The following is a 22,994-nucleotide window of genomic DNA, read 5'->3' on the forward strand; positions in this document are numbered from 1 at the left end:
GTCAGACGGCGCGGGACCGATTCAGGAGACGCGCACCCAGGTCGGGTTGTTCGAGAAGTCGAGGAAGGCGCGCACCGAGACCGACCCGGCCTGCACCTCGTCCTCGGGCACGATGATCCCGTACTCCCAGTCCTCGGTGTCGCCGTCGCGCATCGTGCCCTTCTCGAAGACGGTGTTGGGCGTGACGGCGATGGCGTCCTCGTACGAGCCGCCGGCGTCGGAGAGGTAGTCGACCCACAGCAGGAGCATCGGCTCCTGCGTGCTGTCCCCGTGGTAGGTCACGGTGACCGGGACCAGGATGTAGACCTCGCCGTCGCCGGGCTCGGGATTCTCCGCGCTCCTGCCCATCACCGCCTCGGTGGCGTCCCAGTCGATCTCCCCGACGGTGATGTCGAGGGTGCCGCCGGCCTCGTCGTCGATGGTGAACGTCTGACCGACGGCGTACGGGGCGTCCTGGGAGCCCTTGCCGGCGGACGGCTCGTCCGTCGGCTCGTCCGTGGTCGGCTCGTCGGTGGTGGGCTCCTCGGTGGTCGGCTCATCGGTGGTGGGCTCGTCCGTCTCCGGGTCGTCGGTCTCGGGCTCGTCCGGCTCGGTCGTGATGGTCTCGGGGCCGTCGCCGACGGGCTCACCGCCGTCGCGGGTGAACAGGAAGATCCCGGCGCCCACGCTGATCAGCAGCAGCGCGAGCACCGCGCAACCCGCGCAGATCAGGATCGGGACCTTGTTCGACTTCTTCGGCACAGCACCCTGCGGCGCGACGCCCTGCGCTCCCCGTCCCCGAAGCTCGGGGCGAACGCGGCGTCTTGCCCGTACCCGCCGCTGGCTGAGGGCTGGCCGTAGCCGGGCTGGCCGTAGCCCTGATCCTTACCGTAAGCGGGCTGGCCCTGCCCGTAGTCCTGCGGAGGCTGGCCCTGTCCATAGCCCCCATCCGGGGAGGACTGACCATAGGGATCTCCGGACTGGGGCGGGCCCCATCCGTTCTGCGGTGGCTGCGACATGGTCTCTTCCGGTGCCGGCGCCGGCACCGACCCCTCTCTGCTGACACGACCTTCATCGGTCGAGCCCCTGGGCCCGTGCGCCACATGGTACGGCGCGTTCAGGTCCCGTTCAGGGTGCACCAGATCCCTTTCCGGTCACGAAACACGACGCCCCCGGCCCTCCGGCAGATGCCAGGGGCCGGGGGCATCGCGCTGGGTCAGCCGCGGGAGGTGAACTTCTCGCCGTGGAAGGTGTGCCCGGTCGCCCGCTGCGAGGCGCCGGAGGCGTCGAGGTAGGGGGTGACGCCGCCGCGGTGTCGGGGGAATCCGGCGCCGAGGATCAGTGCGAGGTCCACCTGCTCGGGCCGCTCGACCACGCCGGCCTCGAGCATCAGGGCGATCTCCTCGGCCAGGCCGTCCTGGACCTTCTCGAGCAGCGCCTCGCCGACGGGCGCCTCGGCGCCGCCGGCCGTCCCGGTGCCGAAGACCTCGGCGACGGTGGGTGAGACCGGCGGGTGCACGGCGGTCTTGCTGCGCTCGGTGAACTGGGCATTCTTCTCCGCCATCGCGCTCAGCCCCGGCGAGGCGTGGAAGCGGTCGCCGAGCTCCTCGACGAGCACCGTGCCCACGTGGTCGGCGACGGCGAGGCCCACGAGGTCGAGCAGCGCGAACGGTCGCATCGGCAGGCCCAGCGGGTCGAGGGAGGCATCGACCTCCGCCGGATCCGCGTCGGCGTCCACCGAGGCCAGGACCGCTCCGAGCACGCGGAACAGCAGCCGGTTGACGATGAAGCCGGGGGCGTCGGCGCTGCGCACGGCGAACTTCCGCAGCTTCCGGACCACCTCGAGGCCGGTGGCGAGGGTGGTCTCGTCGGTCGCCTCGGTGTGGATCACCTCGACCAGCGGCATCTTGGCGACGGGGTTGAAGAAGTGCAGGCCCACGACGCGCTCTGGATGGGCGAGCTCCTCAGCCATCTTCGTCACCGCGAGCGAGGAGGTGTTGGTGACCAGCAGGGCATCCTCGGCCAGGACGCTCTCGAGCTCGGCGAACACCGACTTCTTGATCGCGAGCACCTCGGGCACAGCCTCGAGCACGAGGTCGCAGCCGGCGAGGTCCTGCAGGTCCGCGGTCGCGGAGAGGTTCCCGGCGACGGCCGTGGCGGTGGCCTCGTCGAGCTGGCCGCGCACGGCGGCCTGGGCGATCACGTCCCGGGCGGCGGCCAGGCCCTTGGCCGCGGTCTCCGCATCGAGGTCGCGCATCACCACGGGGACCTGCAGGCCCAGCGCCAGCTGGGCGGCGATCTGCGAGGCCATCAGGCCGGCGCCGGCGACGCCCACCCGGCGGATCTCACGGGCGCCGTCGACGGGGGTGCGGCCGGGCCGTCCGCGGCGCAGCATCTCGGCGGAGTACATCGAGGCGGCGGCGCCGTCGCTGCGCACGAGCTCCTCGAGCGCAGCGGCCTCGCGGGCGAGCGCCTCGGAGAGGGTCGAGCCGGGCAGCTCCTGCAGCAGGGCGAGGGCGCGGCCGACAGCGGGGGCTCCCTGCGCCTCGAGGCGGGTCGCCCAGGTGCGGCGGGTCTCGGCGTGCCCATGGGCGGCGTCGAGCGCGTCGAGCAGCGCCTCCGCCTCGGGGTGTCGGCGGCGGGCACCGGCGCGGTGCGCCCGCCCCAGGCGCCGTCGGCCGCGAGGGCGCCGTCCGGGGCGGACTCGGCGAGCGCGGGGTCGACCACGTCGGCGTCGGACTCATCGAGGTCGACATGGGCGGCGACCAGGGCTGCGAACTCGTCGAGCGCCTCGTCGAGGTCCTCGGCGAGCTCGTCGACCAGTCCGATCTCCAGGGCCTGCTCGGCGTTCAGCTGCTTGTCCCGGGCCGGGTCCTCGAGGATCATCCGCACCGCGGTCTCGGCGCCGACGACAGATTGCAGCAGGGTGGTGCCTCCCCAGCCGGGCAGGATGCCCAGGCTGGTCTCGGGCAGGCCCAGGCCCCGCACCGCGGGGGTAGCCGTGCGGACGTCGGCCATCAGCGCCACCTCGAGCCCGCCGCCCAGGGCGACGCCGTTGAGGTGGGCGAGCACCGGGACCGAGCTGGCGCGAACGCGGATCTGCAGATCGTGGGCGGCGCGCGTCATTCCTTCGACGTTCGCGGCCGCAGGGATCGGCGAACATCGACAGGTCGGCGCCGGCGAGGAAGACACGGCCGCTGCCGGTCATCGCGATCGCCTGGATCTCCCCGGTCTCCGCACGGTCCAGTGCGGCTCCGATCGCGCCGGTGACAGCGTCGATCGAGCGGGGGCCGAGGGTCGCGGGGCGGCGCTCCTCCCCTTCCGGCGGGGCGAAGGTCAGCACGGCCACCGTGCCCAGTCCGGGATGTTCGCGGTCCTCAGTGAGGACTCGGGTGACGTGCTCGGTGTAGCTGCTCATCAGTGACCTTTCGCGATCTCTTCGTCGAGGGCAGGCGGCGCCCGCAGGATTGTCTGATACTGCGGGTTTCAGGTAGATCATGCCTCATGTCCGCGCAGGGTGTCCACCGCGGGCGGGCTGCACCGCCGCGCGAGCGCTGCTCGGCGCCGTCATGCTCAGGGGGCGATGATCCAGACGCCCTCGTCGAGCTCCTGGCCGCTCTCATGGAGCACGAAGTGCCCGCCTCCCTCGATCTCCTCCGGGAGCTCGAAGGCATGCTCCGACAGGAGGGTCCCCCGGCATCGACGCCCTCGTGCTCGACCAGGTCGCTGTGGTTCGGGGTGACAAGGAAGGTGCGGGAGTACCGGGTTCCGTCCTCCGTCACATAGCTGGCCTCGATCCAGGCCCGGCCGGAGGCCTCACGCCGCGCGTCTCCTGGTAGATCCCCTCCATCGACAGCAGCACGTACCTGCTGCCCTGCTGCGGCTCCTTCGTGAAGGAGTTCGTCTCCAGGATCTCGGAGGTCGCATCCCAGTCCACGGCGATGGAGACCACCTCCACAGCGCCTTCCAGGGCGTCGGAGCGGAGGGGAAGGTGCTCCCGGAGGGCACCGCGGCGTCCGGCCCCACCGGGGTCTCGTCGAGGACCTGCGGTTCCGGCTCCTCCACCGCCCCGCCGCCGCCTCCCTGCTCCTGGCCGGGCGTGGCCTCTCCGTCGTCCTGCAGTGCGCGCACGCCGAAGAATCCGCCCACGCCGAGCAGGAGACCGACGATCACGGACAGGCAGCCGACGGTCATGTAGAACGAGGTGCGCGGCGACCGCTCCGGCAGCTGCTCGGTGGGCGCGGTGCGGTGCGGCGGGAGGTGCGGGGGTGACTGGTGCATGGCGATGCGTGGCACGGGAGCGGAGCTGTGGTCCGCGGCGCGACGGCCCCCTTCTCGGCGAACGGATCAGGGCCGCGATCCACGGCCCCTCGGTCACGCTAGCGCACAGGCCCCATGCGCCTTCACGTCGCGAAGTACAGGATCTCCCCGCTGAAGGTCTCCACTCCCAGGCGGAAGGAATCGATCTCGCTCTCCGGGACCAGGAAGGCGCTGTGGAAGGTCGCACTCTCGCCGCTGGCGAGCGGGCTGATCCGCTTCATCGGGTCGGAGACGAGGCCCTCGCCGATGTCCGGGAAGTAGGTGCGGTCCGATTCGCCGGTGAGCCACAGCTCCTCGGCGGGTGCGAGCTGGCCGGGCCCGTCGTAGTGCACCTCGTAGGTCGCCAGGACCAGGCGGTAGCCGTCCTGGACGATGTCCTGGCCGTCGGCTCCGGGGCGGTCGCCGCGAGATCGACCTCGCGTGCGGTGACGGCGAGAGTCCCGTCGGTCCAGGTGGTCCAGCTGACGGTGTGCTCGCCGATCGTGGCCGGATCGTCGTAGCCGCCGGTGCCGTCGGTCACCTTGCGGCCGGCCGAATCGGTGACCGTGCCGGGCTTCCGGTCCTCCGAGGGGGTCTCGTTCTGGGCGGGCTCCTCCGTGGGAGCCGTCGCGGCGGGCGGTGCGGGCTCCTCGCCGCCGAACCGCTGCAGGCCGCCCATCACGAGCCCGACTGTGGCGACCAGCGCGGACGCCTGCACGACGACGATGGCGACGATCGCCCAGGCAGGCAGGGCGCCACGACGCCGACGGCTCTCGTCGGCGGGACCCTGCGCGTCGTAGGTGAAGGACGGCGCCCCGTGCGGGGTCCCGTCCGCGGGTTCGGGCAGCATGAGGGGCTCCGGCTCCGACGGGACGGCGGAGCCCTCCCAGTCATAGCCGGTGGGAGAGTCCCGTCCCTGTGCCATACCCCTGAGCATAGGGCGCGGAGCTCTGCTCGCCGCCGCCCGCAGCCTCGGCCATGAAGAGCGGGGCACCGAAGAATCCGATGAGGGCGAACACCAGCACGAGCACCAGCAGGACGCAGACCACGAGCGCGCGCGACGGGGCAGAGCGGGGTGCGGGGCCCTCGGCGGGAGGCTGTGGATCCTGAGGATCGGGAGAGCGGGGAGGCTGGCTCATGAGGGTTCGGCGCGGTGGCCGGGTTCCTTTCGACGGCGATGCTGGCCCGCCGACGCGAACGGGCGAGGTCACGCTATCGGACGCGCCTGCTGGGGGCGGCCGGCAGGAGTAGCGTTCCCTCACATGACCCTCCCGGACCCCCACCGCCCAGGAGCACTCGGTGCTGGATGCTCCGGTCTGGTCCTCGCTGACCGGCCGGCACCGGCACCTCGCGGAGGGGAACGAGCTCGTGCTGCGATACCCGGGCGACGTCTCTCCCTTCGTGGGGGTGCGGGACTGGGAGCACCCGGACGTATGGGACGCGATCCTCGAGGTGTTCGGGCACGGCGCCACCGTGAGCGTCTCCCACGCCGATCCGCTGCTGCCCGCGGGCTGGGCGCAGGAGTTCTCGATCCCCGGGGTGCAGCTGGTCCAGACCGACCGCCTCGCCCCGCGCCCCGATCCGGAGGCGGTCGAGCTGGGCGCCCCGGACAGTACCGAGATGCTCGCCCTGGTGGAGCGCACCCGGCCCGGCCCCTTCCATGCCCGCACCCATGAGATGGGCCGCTACGTGGGCATCCGCCGCAAGGGCCGCCTGATCGCGATGGCCGGGGAGCGCCTGCACCCCGAGGGCTGGACCGAGATCAGTGCGGTCGCCGTGGACGAGGCGCACCGCCGCCAGGGCCTCGCCTCGCGCCTGGTCCTCGACGTCGCCTTCCGCATCCAGCAGCGCGGCGACCGCGCACTGCTGCATGCCTCCGCCGCGAACACCACCGCGATCAGCGGCTACGAGAAGCTGGGGTTCGCGCTGCGGCGCCGGCTCTCGTTCGGTGCGATCCGCACTCCGTGACAGTCCGCCGCAGGGGCCGTACGGTGGTCGAAGCAACGAGGAGGACGCGATGCACACCGAAGCAGCCGCCCCGACGAGCACGGAGGCCGGCCACCCTGCCCACCCGGCACATAGCGTGTCCTGGAGGACCCACCTGCTCGGCGCCGCGTTCTACACCGTCGGGACCTGCGGGATGCTCGGGGGTCTTCCTCCTCCCCTGAGCGATCTGGGGCTGGGGCTGGGGGTCCTGCTCCTGGCGATCGGCACGATCATCGTCTCCCGTGCCCAGATCCGGCATCACGGACGCGCCTCCTCCCTCCCTGCCATCGGCGGGCCCCGTTCCCTGCTCAGCGCATGGATGGCCGCTGGCCCGCTCCTGTTCCACGTGCTGCTGCCGGAGGCGACACCGGCGAGCGTGTCCGTGCTCCTCTCGCTGCTGCTGGGCACCGTCCTCTACGCCGTGTTCCGTCTCGAGGACGCCGAGCTCACCGCCCGGGCGACCTCGAAGCCTGCGGCATAGAGCTGCGCACCCGCTACGGTCGTCCCATGGATGACAGGGTGACGTGGCCGGAGCGGCTCAAAGACGTGGACCGCAGCGACGATGGGCTGCGCGCCTGGGTGGCGGAGCGGATCCACCGGCTCGAGGCCGACGGGCGCCGCAGCGCCGACACCCACCTGGTGGCCGTGGACCTGCCCGCGAGCTGGGACATCCACCTGTACCTCAAGGACGAGTCCACCCATGCCTCGGGCAGCCTGAAGCACCGGCTGGCCCGCTCACTGTTCCTGTTCGCCCTGGTCAACGGTCAGCTGCGGCCCGGGATGCCAGTGATCGAGGCGTCCTCGGGCTCCACCGCGGTGAGCGAGGCGCATGTGGCGCGGATGCTGGACATCCCCTTCATCGCGGTGATCCCCCGCGGCACCAGCACCCGCAAGATCGCGCTCATCGAAGCGGCGGGCGGGCACTGCCATGTGGTCGAGAGCGCGGAGTCGATGAGCCGGGAGGCGCAGCGTCTGGCCGACGAGCGGGGCGGGCTGTTCCTGGATCAGTTCACCCACGCCGAGCGGGCCACCGACTGGCGGGGCAACAACTCGATCGCCGTCAGCGCCCTGGCGCAGCTCGAGCTCGAACCGCATCCGGTGCCGCGCTGGATCGTGGTGGGCGCCGGGACCGGCGGGACCAGCGCGACCTTCGGCCGCCTGCTGCGCTATCGCAGCCTGCCCACCTCGCTGTGCGTCGCCGACGTGGAGAACTCGGCGTTCTTCGAGGGCTGGGTGCAGCAGGATCCAACGCTCACCACCGATCACGGCTCTCGCATCGAGGGGATCGGCCGCGCCCGCAGGTCGAGCCGAGCTTCGTGCCCGGAGTCGTGGACCGGATGATCCGGGTGCCCGACGCCGCCTCGGTCGCTGCAGCCCGCTACCTCTCGGAGCACCTGGGGCGGCGCGTCGGCGCCTCGACCGGGACGAACCTGATGGCCTCCGCGCAGCTGATCAGCCAGATGCGCGAGCGCGGAGAGAGCGGCTCGGTGCTGACCCTGCTGTGCGATCCGGGCGATCGCTACACCGACACCTACTTCGACGACGACTGGGTCGCGGCGCAGGGCTGGGAGCTGGGGCCGTGGCGCGAGGCGCTCGAATCGATGCTGCCGCTGAGGCACCGATGACCCGGAGCACGCGGCAGCTCGTCCCCGCCGCGGTGCACCTCGCCGCAGCCTGCTACGCCACGAGCGCGGCTCTCGGCATCTCCGTGGCCGGTGGGCTGCTCGACACCTCGCGCGGGCGCTGGGCGCATCATGCGCTGTTCATCGCCACCGCCTCCACCACCGCGGTCGCCCTCGGGCTGAGCGCGGCCCACCGCGAGAGCGCGGCCGTGGCACTGGCCCCGGCCGCGATCCCGCTCCTGCTCCTCCCGCTCCGGGGCGCGCACCCGCTGCCGCGTCACGCCCGCACTGCGGCCGCCGCCGCACCCTGCTACGTCGCCGCCCTCCTCCTGACCCGAAGGTGACCATGGAACTCCTCGACGCCGTCTTCAGCCGCCGCACCACCAACGGACCCTTCCGGCCCGATCCCGTAAGCCCCGAGCATCAGCAGCTGCTGATCCGTGCCGCCGCCGCAGCACCCTCCCAGTTCAACAGCCAGCCGTGGCGATTCGTGCTGATCGAGGACCCGACCACGATCGAGGGGATCGCTCGGATCAGCGGCGAGAGCATGACGCAGGTGATGAGCGAGGGGACGTTCTTCCATCGCTATCGCAAGTATTTCCGCTTCTCCCAGAGGGAGATGGATGAGACGCGCAGCGGCATGTTGTTCGACCGCCTCCCCGCGCCCCTGCGCCCGTTCACCGGCCAGGTGTTCACCAGTTCAGGCCAGAAGCTGATGAACCGGCTGCGCGTGCCGCGCAAGCTCGGCGAGGAGAACCGGAAGCTGGTGGCGGGTTCACCGCTGCTGATCGGGGTGATGCTCGAGCGCGGGGAGTACCGCCCCGAGGCGCTGTCCGGCTTCTACTCGGTGTTCAGCATGGGCGCGGCGATGGAGAACCTCTGGCTGACCACCACCCAGCTCGGGATGGGCATCCAGTTCGTCTCCTTCCCGATGGAGGTGCCGGAGAACTGGAGCCGCATCACCGGACTTCTGCGGGTGCCCGATGAGCTCGAGCTGATGGCGGTCTACCGCCTCGGCTACCTCCCTGAGAACTCGCGCCGGCCGGCGATCGACTGGTCCAGCCGCGAACGGAAGCTGCCCTCCCAGTTCGTCTTCCGGGAGACCTGCGAGTCTCCGCAGACCGGGTGGGATGAGGACTCGCGCCCCGGGGCCTGAGCTCGTCGACACCGCCGTCGGCCCGAGATAACCTCCGAGCTGACATCGCGGCGGCCGGCCGCCGCCCTTCGAGCACAGAGGTGCCCCCGCATGACCGAGAACCCCAGCACGGACGGCACCATCGTCGTGGTGGGGTCGATCAACGTGGACCTCACGGCGAACGTGCGTCGCCACCCGCTCCCGGGCGAGACCCTCCACGGGACGGGCGGCCGGATGAGCCCCGGCGGCAAGGGCGCCAATCAGGCCGTCGCCGCCGGGCAGCTCGGCGCCCGCGTGCGGATGGTCGGCGCCGTCGGCTCGGATCCCCAGTCCGAGGTGGCACTTTCCGCCCTGCGCGCGAGCGCGGTCGACACCGCCGCCGTGACGGAGGTCGAGGGGCCGACGGGCCTGGCGATCGTGACTGTCGCGGAGGACGGTGAGAACTCGATCGTGGTGATCGCCGGCGCGAATGCCGCAGTCGATGCGCAGTACGTGGAGCAGCATGCGGAGCTCCTCGAGGCCGCGATCGTGATCTGCCAGGGCGAGATCCCGCGGGACGGGATCGAGGCGCTGCCCCGGCTGACCCGCGGGAGGTTCCTGCACAATCCGGCGCCGGTGATGGAGCTGGCCCCCGAGGTGCTGCGCGCCTCCGATCCGCTGGTCGTCAACGAGCATGAGGCCACCCTCGTGCTCGCCCAGCTCGGCGCCGGCGCTGGGGCGCGGGACGAAGAGGAGACGGTCCGGGCGCTGCGCGGGGCCGGGATCCGCTCCGTCGTGCTGACGCTCGGAGCGCAGGGATCTCTCGTCGCCGACGCGCAGGGCACCCACCGCATCCCGCCGGCGGCCGTCGAGGCGGTGGACACCACCGGCGCGGGCGATGCGTTCATCGGGGCACTGGCACTGGGGCTCGCCCGCGGAGAATCGCTCGCGCAGGCGGCACGGCTCGCCTCCCAGGTCGGCGCCTATGCGACGACCGGGGCCGGGGCCCAGCCAAGCTATCCGCGCCAGGGAGATGCGCTGCCCCCGCTCACGTGAAGGCGCTGACCCCGTGATCGACCGGCCCACGATGAGCGACTGCATGGTGTCGGTGCCCTCGTAGGTGTGCAGGGCTTCGATATCGCTGCGGTGGCGCACCACGCGGTTCTCCAGCAGGATCCCGGATCCTCCGAGCAGGTCGCGGGCATCGGAGGCGATCTCGCGCGCGGTGCGAGTGTTGTGCACCTTCGCGAGCGAGGCCTGCTCGGGACGGATCGTGCCCGCCTCCTCGAGCTGGGCGAGCCGCAGGCAGTACAGCTGCATCGAGGTGAGGGCCTGCAGCATCGAGGCCAGACGCACCTGCACGTGCTGAGCCTTGGCCAGGGGGCGGCCGAACTGGATGCGCTTCTGGGCGTGCTCGAGCGCCGCTTCGTAGCAAGCGGTGGCGTGCCCGAGCGCTCCCCAGGCCACGCCGGCGCGGGTGGCGAACAGGACCTTCGAGGTGTCCTTGAAGGAACGGGCCCCGGGCAGGCGCGCATCCAGCGGGATGCTCACCTCGGTGAGGGTGATGTGGGCCTGGTGGATGGCGCGCAGCGCGACCTTGCCGCGGATCACCTCGGCCTCGTAGCCGGGCAGCGACTGGTCGACCAGGAAGCCGGAGACCTGTCCGTGCAGCTCGGGCTGCGACTCGTCGTCGACCCTCGCCCACACCACCGACAGGTGGCAGCCGGCGCCGTTGCCGATCCAGCGCTTCTCTCCCGAGAGCACCCAGGAGTCCCCCTCGCGGCGGGCGACGGTCTCCAGGGAGACGGAGTCGGAGCCGTGATCGGGCTCGGTCAGCGCGAAGGCGGCGTACTCCGTCCCGCTCGCGAGCGGCTCGGCCCAGCGCTGCTGCTGCTCCTCGGAGCCCAGCAGCATGATCGAGCGCAAAGCGAGCCCACCCTGGACGCCGACCATCGTGCCCACGCTCCCGTCGATCCGGGAGAGCTCCATGTTCACCAGGCCGGTGGCGAGCGGCGAGAGGGTGCGGTGGCCGGGCACGTCGAGGCCGTCGGTGAGCAGGTCGAGCTCGCCGAGGCGACCGATCAGCTCGATCGGGTATTCACCGCGGTCCCACCAGTCGTTGATCTGCGGCAGCACCTCGTCGGCGAGCGAGCGGGCCGCGGCCCAGGCCTCGAGGTCCTCTCCGGCGACATCCTGGAACAGGGAGAAGTGGTCGGCGGTCACGGGCAGCAGCTCGGCCGCGGTGGCGGCGGAGGCAGCGGGCGCGGAGACCACGGCGCGGTCCGTCACCACGGACTCGCGGCGCTCCTCGCTGGCGGGGTCGACGCTGCCTCCAAGGGAGATGTGCCCGGGTTCGTTGCTGGTGGTCATCAGTTCATCCTCTCGATGATGAGTGCCATGCCCTGCCCGCCGCCGACGCACAGGGTGGCCAGGCCGAAGCGGCCCTCGCGCTCGCGCAGGCCGTTGAGCAGAGTGGTGGTCATACGGGCACCGGTGGAGCCCCAGGGATGGCCGAGCGCGATGGCCCCGCCGTGGACGTTGAGCTTGTCGTGGTCGATGCCGAGATCTTCGGCGGAGGGCAGCACCTGTGCGGCGAAGGCCTCATTGAACTCGACCAGGTCGATGTCCTCGATGGTCATGTCGGCGAGCGCGAGCGCCTTGCGGGTCGCCTCGACCGGGCCGAGGCCCATGATCTCGGGGCTGAGCCCGGAGACGCCGGTGGCGACGACGCGGGCGAGCGGGGTGATGCCCAGTTCCTTCGCATACGTTGCTTCCATGATCACGAGCGCCGCGGCGCCGTCGTTCAGCGGGCAGCAGTTGCCGGCGGTGACGGTGCCGTCCGGGCGGAAGACGGGGTCGAGCCCGCCGGCGGCCTTGAGGGTCACGCCGGCGCGCGGGGAGTCGTCGGCGCTGATCACGGTGCCATCGGGCAGGGTGACGGGGGTGATGTCGCGCTCGAAGAAGCCGGAGGCTATCGCGGCCTCGGCGCGGTTCTGGGAGCGGACGGCGTACTCGTCCTGCGCCTGCCTGCTCACGCCGCGCAGCTCGGCGACGTTCTCGGCGGTCTGGCCCATCTGGATGTAGGCGTCGGGCAGCTCGCCGTCCTCGCGCGGATCGTGCCAGGGGCGGGGATCTCGCGGGTGGCGCGCTTCTCGGTGCGCTCCCAGGCGGCCTGGAAGATCGGGTCCCGGGAGCCCTCCTCCATCAGCTTGCCGCTGCTCATCGAGATCGATTCGACGCCGGCGGAGATCACGGCCCGCGCCTCACCGGAGACGATCGCGTGGAAGGCGCCGCGGGTGGTCTCGATCGAGGAGGCGCAGAAGCGGGTGACGGTCGCGCCGGGCACCGTGTCCAGGCCGAGCCGGACCGCGACGGTGCGGGCGAGGTTGCCGCCCTGGTGGCCCTCGGGGATCGCGCAGCCGAGCTGGAGATCGTCGATCGTAGTGGGGTCCAGCTCTGGGACCTGGTCCAGGGCCGCGCGGATCATCTGGGCGGCGAGGTCGTCCGGCCGGACGTCCTTGAGCGAGCCTTTGCGGGCACGGCCGATCGGTGAGCGGGCGGCTGCGACGATGACGGCTTCGGGCACGTGATCCTCCTGGGACGGCGATGTCTGCGGGGTGCGCGGGCCCGTCGGGTCACCGCGCTTTACTGATACTACGGGTTGCAGATACCTCAGGGGAAGTCGTGCCGCGGGGAGCCGGGCGGCCCGGCGGTGCCGTTCTCAGCGTCGGCGCGGGCTCAGCACCATCCTCGCCAGCTGGTCGATCACGGTGCCCAGCACGCCGATCACCAGGATCACGACCAGCATCTCGTCGTAGGCGAGGCGGTCACGGGCGTTGAGGATCTCGTAGCCCAGCCCGCTGGTGACGCCCAGCATCTCCGCCGGCACCAGCACCACCCAGGCGATGCCGAGGGCCAGGCGCACGGATTGCAGGACTGCCGGCTGCACGGACGGGATCAGGACCGTGCGGATCATCTCCCAGCGACTCGCGCCGAGGGTGTGGGCGACGGCGATGAAGCGTTGGTCGATCGCAGCGACCGCGGCGGAGGTGCCCAGCAGGATCGGCCAGAGAGCAGCCGCCGCGACCAGGAACACGACCGGCGCGGAGCCCACGCCGAGCAGGGCCACGGCCACCGGCGCCCAGGACAGCGGCGAGATCATCCGCACGAACTGGACCGGCAGGGCGGTGGCCCAGCGGGTGGGGCGATGCATCCCGATCAGCACCCCAGCGGGGATGCCCAGCGCGGCGGCGATCAGCAGGCCCAGCAGGAGCCGCATCGTGCTGGTGAGGAGGTCCTGCAGCAGCACGCCCGTGGAGAGCAGGGAGAGCAGCGCGGAGGGGACGCCCCAGGGGAGAGGGCGGCGAGCATGGGGCTGCCGGGACCGCCGACGGCGGTGACCGCCCACCAGGCGAGGAGGACGGCGACACCGCCGAGGAGGGCCCAGGCAAGAGGACGAGCGAGGGCGCGTCCCCCTTCCCGGCTGCGGCGGGGGTGCCGGGTGCCGGGATCTGCGCCCGCCGAGCTCCCGGCGGGCTCGAGGTCGGCAGGAGCGACGCTCATGGGTCGATCACCTCGGGATCGTCGAGCCCGGACAGGGAAGTGGGGTCCAGGCGGCGGGTGGCGTCCCGCAGGGCGGAGTCGTCGACGACCAGGCCATGGGCGTCGGCGGGGTCGATCTCGGCAAGAGCGCCCAGCGGTGCGTCGAGCAGGGTGGTGCGCATCTCGCGGACCAGCTGCGCGGTGAAGCCGGGCCGCAGGACGGGGGTGAAGTCGATCGTCTCGCCGTGCCAGTCGGGGTGTTCGACATGGGCGTGCCCGGCGTCGGGGCGGTGCATGGCCGCGGCGATCGCGGGCGGCGGCTGCGGGAGGTAGGTGCCGGCGAGTTCGGCGGCGACCCCTTCGCGGTCCTCCCGGCAGTCGATCTGGGCGCGCACGAGCGCCGCGGCGACCGCCTGGATCTGCTCCGGGGTCGCTGCATGAGCCCTCCGGAGCCGACGGTGACGCAGCACGGGTGGGAGCGCCATACGTCGCCGAGGTAACGACCGATGGTGCCCACCTGCTTCATCTCGGCCATCGCGTTGAACGGATCGGCGACGGTGTAGCCGCCGATGGATCCGGCATCCAGCGCCGGGATCATGTCCGCAGGAGCCATCGGCACCAGTGTGACCTCACCCCGAGAGCGGGAGGGGTGCGGCGCACGACCGGGGTCAGCCCGTCGGCGCGGAGCATCTGCTGGACGATCACGTTGTGGATCGAGTACCAGCCGGGGATCGCGAGCGTGCGCCCGGCGAGCGCGCCGGCGTCGGGCACGTCCCGTCCGAGCGTGAGCGCCGAGCCGTCGACATGGTTCGCGCCGAGCACGGTGACGTCGGCGCCGAGGTCGAGGCGCATCTGCAGGGCCATGGGGAAGAGCAGGTGGACGAGGTCCACGCTGCCAGCCAGCAGTGCCTCCCCCATCGTCGCCCAGGACCGCAGCCGCACCGGTTCGGCGACCTCGATGCCGGCCTGCTGGAAGTACCCGCGAGCGTGGGCGATCAGCAGCGGGGCGGCATCGGTGATGGGCAGGTAGGCGATGCGCAGCGGACGGTCCGGGTCCGGCGGGGCGGCCTCCCCGCGGCGTGCGCCGAGGCCGATCCCGGCGCCGAGGGCCCCGGACAGCGCCAGCGCTCCCCGCCGCCCAGCAGTGCCCGACGGCTCGGCAGCGCCCGACGGCTCGAGGGCCGTCCGACGGTCACAGGCCGGCTCCGACGGTGCCCACCCGATAGTGGGCGAGCACCTCGTCCCGGGAGGTCCCGTCCTCGCGCGGGCACCACTGCGCGGTGATCCCGCGAGGGCCGTCGAGGTAGACGATGCGGTCGGCGACGGTGAGCGCCTCGTCGACGTCGTGGGTGACCAGGACGGCAGAGATCCTCACCCGGGTGAGCACATCTCGCAACCAGACCTGCAGGTCAGCACGGATTGCCGGATCGAGTGCGGAGAAGGGCTCGTCGAGCAGGACCACGCCGGGGTCGACGGCCAGCGCTCGGCCGAGGGCGACGCGCTGGGCCTGACCGCCGGAGAGCTCGGCGGGCATCGCGCCGGCGAGCTCGGCGATGCCGAGATCTACGAGCAGCTCCCGCACGCGCTCGGGCCGGAAGTGTCCCCCGTTGGCCTGGTATCGCCCGCCGAGTCCGATGTTCTCAGCGACGGTGAGCCAGGGGAACAGGTCCGGGGACTGGGGGACCAGGGCGGGGCGGCGCGGATCCTCCCCGCGATCGATGTGTCCGCTCTGCGGCGCATCGAGATCCGCGAGCAGCCGCACCAGGGTCGACTTGCCGGCGCCGGAGGCTCCGAGCACGCACAGCGTCTCGTGCTCCTGGACCTCGAGATCCAGCTCCTGCAGCACGGGGCGGCACCGCCCGGATAGTGCCGGGTCACACCGCGCAGCGCGAGCCGGGTCATGCTCGGCTCACCCCGGGGCGAGTGGACCGATCCAGCAGATGGCGCAGATGGGTCTCGGTCGGCGACTGGACCGGCAGGAACGCGGCCTCCCGCGCGCGGCGCGAGGTGCTTGAGGCGAGCGCGTAGCCACGGCCGCCGACGACCTTCTGCTCGAGACGGGTGGCACGGCCGGCCAGCAGCGCGGACTCCAGACGCGCAGCGACCAGCTCGACCGGCCGGACCCTCCCGGCACTCTCCACGCAGTGCACGAGCTCGGCGCGCAGTGCCGTCCAATCCGCTGCGGCCTGGAAGAACTCCTCGGCGAGGACCTGACGGGAGGCGTCGTCCACCGTGGCCTCCGCGGCGTCGAGCGCCGCCCCGGCCAGGCCCAGGCACATGGCGGTCTGGATCAGCAGGAACGGGGCACGGGCCCGGTCGCGGAACTGAGGGAGGTCACGCGTGAGCACGTCCTCGTCGGGGACCCGCGCCTCCTCGAGGAGCAGCACCCCCGAGGAGGTCCCATCGAGCGCGGTGAGGCCGGTCAGCGGTGTCACCCGGACGCCGCCGGCATCGCGGGGGAAGCGGATGACGGCGCGGCGGCCGTCCTCCCAGCGCACGGGCGTCACGATCAGCGCGCCGGGGCCGAGGTTCGAGCACCAGGGCAGGACCCCGCTCACCGTGATGGCTCCGCCCGGGAGGTCGGTGGCCACGAGCTGGATCTCGCCGAGCCCGGCCTCCTCCTTGTACGCGGGGGCCATCCCCGAGGCGAGGGGCACTGTCCCGTCGGCCGCACCGAGCGGGAGCTGGGTTCCCGTCACCTCGTGGTAGGTGATGGACGAGCGGTGCCCCCACAGCGAGAAGGCGGTGGGGGTGCAGCGCCGGGCGAGGGCGTGGGTCAGCTCGACCGCGACCGGCAGCGGGGCGGTGAGGAGATCCAGGGCTCCGAGGTCGCGCAGCCCGTCCCAGAGGTCGGCCTCACCCCGGTCGACGGCTTCGGCCCGCTCTCCCACGGCCGTGAGCACGGGACCGGCTGCGGCGGGGAGCACGGCGAGGCCGAGACCTGCGCGCTCCTCGGTGAGGACGGCGGCCATCAGGAGCTCGTCGTGCCCAGGTCGATCGCGCCGAGCCCAGATGCGGTCGATCGGTGTGGAGACGGCCTCGCGGGCTCGCACCACGGCGTCCTCGTCGGGGGCGTCGTAGAAGCACAGGCACTTCGCGGTGTCCTCGCGCACGTAGGTGCGCAGGAAGGAGGTCTCCGGGACCTGCGCGTACTTGGGAGCGTTGGCCTTCTTGCGAGCCAGGTACTGGTCCATCGTGATCTCGGCGGGGATGTCCCATTCGACGAGGTACCCGGCACCGCGGCGCAGCGCCTTGATGTCGTCGAGCTCAGCGCCCACCAGGCGCACCTCGTCGGGTCCCTGGACGCCACCGGCGATCTCACGGAGCTCGGCGACGACCTGGCCGGCCGCCTCGGCCGAGGCGGCCTCGAGGATCGTGAACAGACGGGAATGGTCGGCGGCGACCTGGGACTCGATCAGCTCCGCAGGGGCGCCGTCCTGGGCGAGCAGGGCATCGATGACGGCCTGGCTGCCCTCGCGGGTGACGGTGCTGGGCTCGATCTCGAGGAGGAACAGCGGCATGGGACACCTTTCATCGTCTGCTCCGGGATCAACATCGCCGAAGCTTTGCTTATGGGCTTCATCAGCATGACATATGGTGCCACGAGGTGCGCTCCGGGCCCGCACAGCTGTCGTCCGCCGTCATCGACGAGCGGCCAGCGGCCCGCCCATGCAGAGCGCGACCTCCGGCCCCACCGCGGTGAGGCGACGCGCGAGTATCGTGGAGCCGCGCGTGCCAGGTCCCGTCCCGGCCCGCCCGGACCCGGAGGCGAGGAGACCGATGTTCACCCCGTCCACCGCTCACGAGATCCTGCGCCGGATGCTGGACGCCCTCGAGGCCGATACGACCCTGGTCCCCGAGACCTCGCAGGCGATCCGTGAGGCGCTGCCCGGCTACGGGGAGGTGCTCGGGGACTCGCTCGAGGCGTCGATCCGCCGCAATCTCGCCCTGAGCATCCGCACGATCCGGGAGGGTCGGGCGCCCGAGGCCGAGCACATCGGGGAGGCGGAGGAGCTCGCACTCGAGCGGATGGAGCAGGGGTGCCGCTGGGCAGCGTCCTGGCCGGCTTCCGCCTGTGCATGACGGTGATCCTCAGGAAGCTGCAGCGGCGCGCAGCCGTGCACGGGCTGCGCGCCGAGGAGGTGCTCGGCGTCGCCACCCTGCTGTGGGCCCTCGGGGACGCCTTCTCCACCCGTGCGGTCGTGGCCCATCAGGAGGGCAGCATCGCCCAGGCCGTCGCCGATGCGGACCGCCGGCTCCCGCTGGATCGTCGACGCCGTGATGACGGGCCTGCCGCGCACCGAGCTGCTCGGCGGGGCGGCGGCCTATGGCGTCGGCGACGACCGGCCGGTGCGGGCGCTCACCGTCAGCCGACATGATCAGCGCGTCGACATCGGCCGCCGGATCCAGGACTGGGCGGCGCGCGCCGGGGTGACGGCACTGACCACGCCCCATAAGACCGCCGTCGTCGGCCTCGTGATCGGCGACCCGGATCCCGGCGCGCGGCCCGAGGGGCTGACCATCGCGCTCGGCCCGGCGGGCACGCTCGAGCACCTGCCGGAGCCCTTCGCGGGGGCGAGCCGGGTGCGGGCGACCGCAGTCCAGGTGGGCCATCGGGGAGTCGCCGATCTCGAGACCCTCTCCTGGCGGATGGGGATCACCGCGAGCCCCGAGACGACGGAGCTGCTGCGGCGCCGGCACCTCACACCCCTGCGGGGCGAGGGCGAGTTCGGGCAGTTCCTGCTCGAGACGGTGCGCGCCTACCTCGATCACGGGATGAGCATCCCCCGCGCGGCGGCGTCGATCCCGGTGCACGTGAACACGCTGCGCTACCGGCTCAAGCGGTTCCAGGAGCTGACCGGCGCGGATCTGCATGAGCCGCAGGACCTCATCGAAGTGAGCTGGGCTCTCGCCACGGAGCACCGCTCCGCCGCGCAGGATCCTGACCCGCTCGGCGACGAATCTACGTAGCTCGCCGCCGGCACCAGCGAGGATGTCGGGCCGCGAAGAGCGGTTCAGCCACTGCGACCGCGGTCCCCACACGCGCCGGCAGAAGATCCTTCTGCGGGATGACGTCTCCGCGCTCCCCGTCGGACGCGCAGAGGCCAGCTCCCGGGCGACCGTAGGAGGCATGAGAAACGCGACCATCTCCACCAGCCGCACGCGAGCCACCACCGACCACCTCATCGATTACCGCCCGCTCCCGGAATCCTTCGGCGACCGCGAGTCCCTGCAGGCGTTACGCGCCGCGAAGGCCCGCGCCGCCGACCGCGGCCTGGACCCCAGCACGCTCGAGCTGCGGACGGTGCCGGCCCGACCCAGTCATCGGGCCCCGGCACGGCGCGCCGGAGGTCGGGGTCTGCTCTCGTCGCTGCTGCGGGAGCCGGGCGTGCCTCGCCGCCGGCGTGACGGCCGCGAGAGCCTCGCAACCGCCTGATCCCGGAATCACCGAATTACCGAATCACTTGACGAAGAGTGAAGTCATTCATAGACTTTCCTGCATGGAAAACGATCCGTCCGGTCCGTCCGGTGAGTGCAGCACCCCGCCCGGCCGCCCCACGGCCCTCGAGGCCCGCGCGGCCCTCGACGCGATGGACGTCGATGCCTCGCAGCTCGCCGAACGCCTCGTGACCCCGTGGTGGTATCACCTCACGCTCGGAGCGATGGTGGCGGCGGCCATCGGGGCCCAGGCCCTGCCGGGGGCCTCTTCCACGGTGGCGATCGTCCTGATCATCATCTGGATCCCCTTCCTGATGAAGGCGTACACCAGCCGCTACCGGATCTCCATGACCCAGCCCGCCGGTCCCCGCAGTCGGCGCATGCTGCTGCTGATCCTCGCGGTGCTGGCGGCGCTGATGGGCTCCGTGGTGCTGCTGAAGCTCAACTCGCTCGTGTCGTGGTGGGTGCTGGTGCCCGCCGCGCTGGGCTTCCTCGCGACCGTGGGACTGGGGCGCCGGTATGACGCCGTGCTGCGCGCCGAGATCTCCGACCCGGCGGGACGCCGATGAGCAGATCCTCTGCCCCGCGCGCCGGCCACGAACCGGCCCCGGCCTTCCATGACCTCATCCACGCCCCGGTCCGCCTGCGGATCTGCGGGATGCTCCGCCCGATGGACGAGATGGAGTTCGCGGTGCTGCGCGACACCCTGCAGCTGAAGGACGCGAACCTCTCGAAGAACCTCAAGCAGCTCGCCGATGCCGGACTGGTGCGACTGCGCAAGGAGTTCTCCCCGGTGCGCGACGACGCGCGCCGGCTGACCTGGGTCTCGCTCACCGTGGAGGGGCACGCCGCCCTCGACTCCCATCTGGCCGCGCTGCGGGCGATCGCCGAGGGCGACCCGGTGCTCCCGGGCTTCCCGGGCTGAGCCGCGCGCCGACCAGTGATGAGGCCTAGGATCGCGACCATGACCGACGCGCCCATCTCCCGCCGTCTCGCCGGCGAGCGCACCGACTACCTCGCCGGCTCGCTGCCCGATGACGCCCCCGCAGATCCGCTCGCCCTGTTCGAGGTGTGGCTGAGCGAGGCCTTCGCCCGTCGTGAGGAGCACGGCGACCTGCCGGAGCCGTCGGCGGTGGTGCTCTCGACCGTGTCGCTCGACGCCGCGGGCACGCCCTGGCCGCGCTCACGCACCGTGCTGCTGAAGGGGCATGACCGCGAGGGGTTCGTTGTCTACACGAACCTGGGCTCGGCCAAGGGCCAGGAGGTGGAGTCAGCTCCCCGTGCGGCGCTGCTGCTGCCCTGGTACCCGCTGCAGCGGCAGGTGCGGATCGAGGGCACGGTGGAGCAGGTCCCGGCCACGGAGGCCGACGCCTACTGGGCCCAGCGACCGCGCGGCTCCCAGCTGGGGGCCTGGGCCTCGCACCAGTCCCGCGAGATCACCTCCCGGGAGGCGCTCGAGGCGCAGTACGCCGAGGTCGAGGAGCGTTTCGACGGCGCGCCGGTGCCGCGCCCGGAGTTCTGGGGCGGACTGCGGGTGCGCCCGGAGCGGATCGAATTCTGGCAGGGCCGTGCGCACCGCTACCACGATCGGATCCTCTACACCCCGGCGGCCGACGGCACCTGGAAGCGGCACCGGCTCCAACCCTGAGCTCTGCTGGCCGGTGCGCTCAGTCCAGGTGCCGGAGGAAGCGCTGCGGAGCGTCGAGGAAGCTGCGCCAGGTGCGCACCAGCGTGAGGTCGTCGTAGTCGGTGCGCCGCAGGCCCCACTCCCCCACCTCGTACAGATCCGCGCCCGGCAGCGCGGCGAGCACCGGGGAGTGGGTGGACAGGATGATCTGGGATCCGTTCTCCACCAGCTCCCCCAGCAGGCCCAGCAGCGCCAGGCAGCCGGACAGCGAGAGCGCTGACTCGGGCTCATCCAGCACCCACAGGCCACGGATGCGGGAGCGTTCGGCGACGAGCTCGAGGAAGGACTCCCCGTGGCTGCGCTCGTGCATCATCCCGCCCACCCCGATCTGTTCGTAGTAGGTGAACAGCGAGTGCATGGTCTCAGCGCGCAGGAAGAAGCCGGACTTCGGGGCCCCCGCGCCGCGCACCAGCTGCAGGTGCTCGCCGAGCGGTGACTCGGTGGAGCGGGTGGAGTGCATCGCCCCGGTCCCGCCGCCCTCGGGGTTCAGGCCGAAGGCACCGGCGATCGCCTCCACCAGGGTCGACTTCCCGGCGCCGTTGTCCCCGGTCAGCACGGTGACCTGGCCGAGCTCAAGCCCGTCATCCAGGAGCTCGCGCACCGGCGGGAGGGCAGCGGGCCAGGCTGTCCTGTCCGCCGGGGCGAGCGGGTGCTCGCGCACGGAACGCAGCGGCAGCAGCGGTCCGTTGAAGACGTCGCGACTCATCGGGGGCTCACACCCCGAAGGCAGGCGGGCAGACGATCTCGCCGCGCGGTGGGGAAGGCGGCCAGGAGCACCTCCCCGATCGGAGCCGCGTCACCCGGCTGTTCTGCGCGGGTGCTCCAGGGGCCTCGCGGCGTGCTGCCATTCTCTGCCATGGCCCCAGCATGCCCTGCGGGAGCACGTCGGTATGCTCAGATCTCCCGGGGCCGAGGCGTGGTCGCGGATCCGTCGCTGCTCCTGCCCCGAGGTGGCCATGAACGCACGCAGCTCCCGTACCCCGTTGATGCTGGTCATCGGTGGCGCTGTGGCCTGTCTGGCGCTGGTGGTCCTGCTGGTGATCTCCGTGACCGTCGGCGTCCTGGTGTACCGCGACGGCGGATCGGGCCCGACCCGGACCGCCGGCCCCGTCGAGGCAGATCCAGTCGAGACTGATCCTGTCGAGACGGATCCCATCGAGACCGATCCCGCCACCGCCACCCCGACCGAGGACGATCCGCCCTCCGGGGAGCTGGTCCTGCCTCCCGGCGTCGCCGAGGGCCAGCCCTACCTCGAGCTGAGCTCGAGCGAGGACGGCCCGGTGGTGGACGTGTACCGCGACTTCCTCTGCCCGCCCTGCAAGGACTTCCAGCGCGTCCACGGCGATGACCTCGTCGGGCTGGCGCTCCAGAACAAGATCACCTTTGGGGTGCATCCGCGGCCCATGCTGGACGACACCTCCACCCCGCCCGGGTACTCGAGCCGGGCGGCGAACGCCGCGGTCTGCGCCTACGCCGAGAACCCGGAGAAGTGGTTCCCAGCGGAGATCGCGCTGTTCGAGAAGCAGCCCGGGGACGAGGGGCTGCCCGATCACGAGATCATCTACATCGTCAGCGAGGCGACGGGGCTCGATATCGGCGACTGCTTCACCGACGGCGAGTACCACGCCTGGCTCCAGGAGGTCGTCGAGCCGGAGGCGCGGGAGGCCGTCTCGGGCACCCCGGCGGTGCTGATCGACGGTCAGCCGTTCACCGGGGACATGGGCAGGTCCGGCACCTTGAAGCAGGCGATCGAGGAGGCCTGAGCGTGCCTGGGTGGCCAGTCGGCGACGCCGCGGAGAACACCTGAGGACAGCTCGGGGATCCCCTCGGCACGCCCCGGATCCGAGCCTACGGTGGCCCTATGCGCACCGAGACCTGGCAGTCCCCCGTCGGCCTCACCCACGATGCCGGGTGGGAGCTCGCGCTCCACCGCACCCTGCCCGCCTCCACCGAGGACGTCTGGCGCCGCCTGCTCGCCGAATGGCTCCCCCAGTGGCTCGGGGTGGAGTCAGTGCCGCAGATGGTCGGGGCGCCGCTGCGCGGCCAGGACCGGGTGCGTGGGCGGGTGATCGGCTGTCACGTGGGCCGACGGGTTCGGGTGCGTTGGACTCCGCTGGCCCTCGACCACGAGACCGTCTTCCAGGTGACGCTGCAGGATCCGCCCGATGCCGCGCCGGGATGCACCCTGATCGAGCTCCATCAGGAACGGCTGCTGGGCGCCGCCGAGCGGCAGGCGCTGATCGAGCACTGGGACGCGGTGCTGGACGCTCTGGTCCAGGCCTACGCGAGGGAGGGCGACAGGCCGCAGGACATCCCCGGCTGAGCC

At 72.1% G+C, this 22,994-nt stretch carries 26 protein-coding genes and 4 pseudogenes; 15 read left to right on the forward strand and 15 right to left on the reverse strand.

Translation table 11 applies throughout. From position 1 onward, the window contains the following. Positions 1-21: 21 nt before the first annotated feature. The 6 genes from H3H54_RS17590 to H3H54_RS17615 form a co-directional block, all read right to left on the reverse strand. Complete coding sequence (locus H3H54_RS17590) at positions 22-741, reverse strand: hypothetical protein (protein ID WP_262424872.1); 720 nt, start codon at positions 739-741, stop codon at positions 22-24. A 454-nt stretch (positions 742-1,195) separates the two neighbouring features. Then, positions 1,196-2,389, reverse strand: a complete 1,194-nt coding sequence (locus tag H3H54_RS17595) for a 3-hydroxyacyl-CoA dehydrogenase family protein (protein WP_316249239.1) — start codon at positions 2,387-2,389, stop codon at positions 1,196-1,198. Then, entirely contained in the window at positions 2,290-3,105 is an 816-nt protein-coding gene (locus H3H54_RS17600; RefSeq protein ID WP_262424873.1) for an enoyl-CoA hydratase-related protein, read from the reverse strand. Before H3H54_RS17600 ends, H3H54_RS17595 begins: the two co-directional genes overlap by 100 nt. A 690-nt stretch (positions 3,106-3,795) precedes the next feature. Beyond that, positions 3,796-4,275 carry a hypothetical protein gene (locus tag H3H54_RS17605; protein WP_262424874.1) on the reverse strand — a complete coding sequence of 160 codons (480 nt, stop codon included), beginning with the start codon at positions 4,273-4,275 and terminating at the stop codon, positions 3,796-3,798. Positions 4,276-4,382: 107 nt separating this feature from the next. Beyond that, positions 4,383-4,520: a hypothetical protein gene (locus tag H3H54_RS17610; protein WP_262424875.1), complete on the reverse strand. Its 138-nt coding sequence runs from the start codon at positions 4,518-4,520 to the stop codon at positions 4,383-4,385. Continuing rightward, positions 4,517-5,203: a hypothetical protein gene (locus H3H54_RS17615; protein WP_262424876.1), complete on the reverse strand. Its 687-nt coding sequence runs from the start codon at positions 5,201-5,203 to the stop codon at positions 4,517-4,519. The genes H3H54_RS17610 and H3H54_RS17615 overlap by 4 nt, the downstream gene beginning before the upstream one ends. Positions 5,204-5,577: 374 nt before the next feature. On the opposite strand from H3H54_RS17615, the gene H3H54_RS17620 reads away from it, so the two are divergent. From H3H54_RS17620 to H3H54_RS17645, 6 genes and pseudogenes are all read left to right on the forward strand, one after another. Then, positions 5,578-6,246 carry a GNAT family N-acetyltransferase gene (locus tag H3H54_RS17620; protein ID WP_262424877.1) on the forward strand — a complete coding sequence of 223 codons (669 nt, stop codon included), beginning with the start codon at positions 5,578-5,580 and terminating at the stop codon, positions 6,244-6,246. A gap of 49 nt (positions 6,247-6,295) precedes the next feature. Further along, positions 6,296-6,745, forward strand: a complete 450-nt coding sequence (locus tag H3H54_RS17625; protein ID WP_262424878.1) for a hypothetical protein — start codon at positions 6,296-6,298, stop codon at positions 6,743-6,745. 26 nt (positions 6,746-6,771) lie between these two features. Continuing rightward, a pseudogene (locus tag H3H54_RS17630) lies at positions 6,772-7,889 on the forward strand (PLP-dependent cysteine synthase family protein). Continuing rightward, the gene (locus tag H3H54_RS17635; protein ID WP_262424879.1) at positions 7,886-8,230 is read left to right on the forward strand and encodes a hypothetical protein; all 345 of its coding nucleotides are present in this window, start codon (positions 7,886-7,888) and stop codon (positions 8,228-8,230) included. Before H3H54_RS17630 ends, H3H54_RS17635 begins: the two are co-directional and overlap by 4 nt. Positions 8,231-8,232: 2 nt before the next feature. Beyond that, positions 8,233-9,042, forward strand: coding sequence for a nitroreductase family protein (locus H3H54_RS17640; protein ID WP_262424880.1), 810 nt, complete (start codon positions 8,233-8,235; stop codon positions 9,040-9,042). A gap of 90 nt (positions 9,043-9,132) precedes the next feature. Further along, positions 9,133-10,056 carry a ribokinase gene (locus H3H54_RS17645; RefSeq protein WP_262424881.1) on the forward strand — a complete coding sequence of 308 codons (924 nt, stop codon included), beginning with the start codon at positions 9,133-9,135 and terminating at the stop codon, positions 10,054-10,056. 9 nt (positions 10,057-10,065) lie between these two features. Here H3H54_RS17645 and H3H54_RS17650 read toward each other — a convergent pair. From H3H54_RS17650 to H3H54_RS17680, 8 genes and pseudogenes are all read right to left on the reverse strand, one after another. Next, positions 10,066-11,370: pseudogene (locus tag H3H54_RS17650) on the reverse strand (acyl-CoA dehydrogenase family protein); the annotation flags it as partial. After that, positions 11,370-12,586: pseudogene (locus H3H54_RS17655) on the reverse strand (acetyl-CoA C-acetyltransferase). The pseudogenes H3H54_RS17650 and H3H54_RS17655, both read right to left, overlap by 1 nt. Before the next feature lie 135 nt (positions 12,587-12,721). Further along, on the reverse strand, positions 12,722-13,408 hold the full coding sequence (locus tag H3H54_RS17660) for an ABC transporter permease (RefSeq protein ID WP_262424882.1): 687 nt from the start codon (positions 13,406-13,408) through the stop codon (positions 12,722-12,724). Positions 13,409-13,559: 151 nt separating this feature from the next. Further along, on the reverse strand, positions 13,560-14,027 hold the full coding sequence (locus H3H54_RS17665; RefSeq protein WP_262424883.1) for a hypothetical protein: 468 nt from the start codon (positions 14,025-14,027) through the stop codon (positions 13,560-13,562). Between the two features lie 5 nt (positions 14,028-14,032). Next, positions 14,033-14,155: pseudogene (locus tag H3H54_RS19835) on the reverse strand (ABC transporter substrate-binding protein); the annotation flags it as partial. Further along, on the reverse strand, positions 14,137-14,766 hold the full coding sequence (locus tag H3H54_RS17670) for an ABC transporter substrate-binding protein (RefSeq protein WP_316249240.1): 630 nt from the start codon (positions 14,764-14,766) through the stop codon (positions 14,137-14,139). The pseudogene H3H54_RS19835 and the gene H3H54_RS17670, both read right to left, overlap by 19 nt. Next, entirely contained in the window at positions 14,735-15,388 is a 654-nt protein-coding gene (locus H3H54_RS17675) for an ABC transporter ATP-binding protein (RefSeq protein ID WP_262424884.1), read from the reverse strand. The genes H3H54_RS17670 and H3H54_RS17675 overlap by 32 nt, the downstream gene beginning before the upstream one ends. Positions 15,389-15,440: 52 nt before the next feature. Then, positions 15,441-17,063, reverse strand: coding sequence for a nickel-binding protein (locus H3H54_RS17680; protein ID WP_262424885.1), 1,623 nt, complete (start codon positions 17,061-17,063; stop codon positions 15,441-15,443). A 211-nt stretch (positions 17,064-17,274) separates the two neighbouring features. Between H3H54_RS17680 and H3H54_RS17685 the strand changes: the two genes are divergently transcribed. The 7 genes from H3H54_RS17685 to pdxH all read left to right on the forward strand — a co-directional run bounded on the left by H3H54_RS17685 (position 17,275) and on the right by pdxH (position 20,629). After that, complete coding sequence (locus tag H3H54_RS17685; protein WP_262424886.1) at positions 17,275-17,625, forward strand: hypothetical protein; 351 nt, start codon at positions 17,275-17,277, stop codon at positions 17,623-17,625. Then, positions 17,622-17,921, forward strand: coding sequence for a hypothetical protein (locus H3H54_RS17690; protein WP_262424887.1), 300 nt, complete (start codon positions 17,622-17,624; stop codon positions 17,919-17,921). Before H3H54_RS17685 ends, H3H54_RS17690 begins: the two co-directional genes overlap by 4 nt. Further along, positions 17,824-18,513 carry a CdaR family transcriptional regulator gene (locus H3H54_RS17695; RefSeq protein ID WP_262424888.1) on the forward strand — a complete coding sequence of 230 codons (690 nt, stop codon included), beginning with the start codon at positions 17,824-17,826 and terminating at the stop codon, positions 18,511-18,513. Before H3H54_RS17690 ends, H3H54_RS17695 begins: the two co-directional genes overlap by 98 nt. 160 nt (positions 18,514-18,673) lie before the next feature. Beyond that, complete coding sequence (locus H3H54_RS17700) at positions 18,674-18,979, forward strand: hypothetical protein (RefSeq protein WP_262424889.1); 306 nt, start codon at positions 18,674-18,676, stop codon at positions 18,977-18,979. Between the two features lie 64 nt (positions 18,980-19,043). Next, entirely contained in the window at positions 19,044-19,550 is a 507-nt protein-coding gene (locus H3H54_RS17705) for a hypothetical protein (RefSeq protein ID WP_262424890.1), read from the forward strand. Further along, the gene (locus tag H3H54_RS17710) at positions 19,547-19,906 is read left to right on the forward strand and encodes a transcriptional regulator (RefSeq protein WP_262424891.1); all 360 of its coding nucleotides are present in this window, start codon (positions 19,547-19,549) and stop codon (positions 19,904-19,906) included. The genes H3H54_RS17705 and H3H54_RS17710 overlap by 4 nt, the downstream gene beginning before the upstream one ends. A gap of 39 nt (positions 19,907-19,945) precedes the next feature. Then, positions 19,946-20,629 carry a pyridoxamine 5'-phosphate oxidase gene (gene pdxH, locus H3H54_RS17715; RefSeq protein ID WP_262424892.1) on the forward strand — a complete coding sequence of 228 codons (684 nt, stop codon included), beginning with the start codon at positions 19,946-19,948 and terminating at the stop codon, positions 20,627-20,629. A gap of 19 nt (positions 20,630-20,648) precedes the next feature. On the opposite strand, the gene H3H54_RS17720 is transcribed toward pdxH, so the two are convergent. Further along, positions 20,649-21,374 carry an AAA family ATPase gene (locus tag H3H54_RS17720; RefSeq protein WP_262424893.1) on the reverse strand — a complete coding sequence of 242 codons (726 nt, stop codon included), beginning with the start codon at positions 21,372-21,374 and terminating at the stop codon, positions 20,649-20,651. A gap of 250 nt (positions 21,375-21,624) precedes the next feature. On the opposite strand from H3H54_RS17720, the gene H3H54_RS17725 reads away from it, so the two are divergent. Together H3H54_RS17725 and H3H54_RS17730 are read left to right on the forward strand one after the other, a co-directional pair. Then, a complete protein-coding gene (locus H3H54_RS17725; protein WP_262424894.1) occupies positions 21,625-22,431 on the forward strand; it encodes a DsbA family protein in 807 nt (268 codons plus the stop codon). Between the two features lie 98 nt (positions 22,432-22,529). Continuing rightward, positions 22,530-22,991 (forward strand): hypothetical protein, encoded by a 462-nt coding sequence (locus H3H54_RS17730; protein ID WP_262424895.1) that lies wholly within the window; start codon positions 22,530-22,532, stop codon positions 22,989-22,991. Positions 22,992-22,994: the final 3 nt, after the last annotated feature.

The sequence above is a fragment of the Brachybacterium sp. Z12 genome (assembly GCF_014400405.1).
Lineage (GTDB): Bacteria > Actinomycetota > Actinomycetes > Actinomycetales > Dermabacteraceae > Brachybacterium.

Coding starts and splice junctions, on each gene's coding strand:
- H3H54_RS17710 (WP_262424891.1), top strand. CDS start 19,547: ATGAGCAGATCCTCTGCCCCGCGCGCCGGCCACGAACCGGCCCCGGCC.
- H3H54_RS17625 (WP_262424878.1), top strand. CDS start 6,296: ATGCACACCGAAGCAGCCGCCCCGACGAGCACGGAGGCCGGCCACCCT.
- H3H54_RS17615 (WP_262424876.1), bottom strand. CDS start 5,203: ATGGCACAGGGACGGGACTCTCCCACCGGCTATGACTGGGAGGGCTCC.
- H3H54_RS17730 (WP_262424895.1), top strand. CDS start 22,530: ATGCGCACCGAGACCTGGCAGTCCCCCGTCGGCCTCACCCACGATGCC.
- H3H54_RS17595 (WP_316249239.1), bottom strand. CDS start 2,389: ATGTACTCCGCCGAGATGCTGCGCCGCGGACGGCCCGGCCGCACCCCC.
- H3H54_RS17635 (WP_262424879.1), top strand. CDS start 7,886: ATGACCCGGAGCACGCGGCAGCTCGTCCCCGCCGCGGTGCACCTCGCC.
- H3H54_RS17695 (WP_262424888.1), top strand. CDS start 17,824: ATGACGGGCCTGCCGCGCACCGAGCTGCTCGGCGGGGCGGCGGCCTAT.
- pdxH (WP_262424892.1), top strand. CDS start 19,946: ATGACCGACGCGCCCATCTCCCGCCGTCTCGCCGGCGAGCGCACCGAC.
- H3H54_RS17705 (WP_262424890.1), top strand. CDS start 19,044: ATGGAAAACGATCCGTCCGGTCCGTCCGGTGAGTGCAGCACCCCGCCC.
- H3H54_RS17640 (WP_262424880.1), top strand. CDS start 8,233: ATGGAACTCCTCGACGCCGTCTTCAGCCGCCGCACCACCAACGGACCC.
- H3H54_RS17645 (WP_262424881.1), top strand. CDS start 9,133: ATGACCGAGAACCCCAGCACGGACGGCACCATCGTCGTGGTGGGGTCG.
- H3H54_RS17720 (WP_262424893.1), bottom strand. CDS start 21,374: ATGAGTCGCGACGTCTTCAACGGACCGCTGCTGCCGCTGCGTTCCGTG.
- H3H54_RS17700 (WP_262424889.1), top strand. CDS start 18,674: ATGAGAAACGCGACCATCTCCACCAGCCGCACGCGAGCCACCACCGAC.
- H3H54_RS17680 (WP_262424885.1), bottom strand. CDS start 17,063: ATGCCGCTGTTCCTCCTCGAGATCGAGCCCAGCACCGTCACCCGCGAG.
- H3H54_RS17690 (WP_262424887.1), top strand. CDS start 17,622: ATGACGGTGATCCTCAGGAAGCTGCAGCGGCGCGCAGCCGTGCACGGG.
- H3H54_RS17725 (WP_262424894.1), top strand. CDS start 21,625: ATGAACGCACGCAGCTCCCGTACCCCGTTGATGCTGGTCATCGGTGGC.
- H3H54_RS17665 (WP_262424883.1), bottom strand. CDS start 14,027: ATGGCGCTCCCACCCGTGCTGCGTCACCGTCGGCTCCGGAGGGCTCAT.
- H3H54_RS17600 (WP_262424873.1), bottom strand. CDS start 3,105: ATGACGCGCGCCGCCCACGATCTGCAGATCCGCGTTCGCGCCAGCTCG.
- H3H54_RS17610 (WP_262424875.1), bottom strand. CDS start 4,520: ATGAAGCGGATCAGCCCGCTCGCCAGCGGCGAGAGTGCGACCTTCCAC.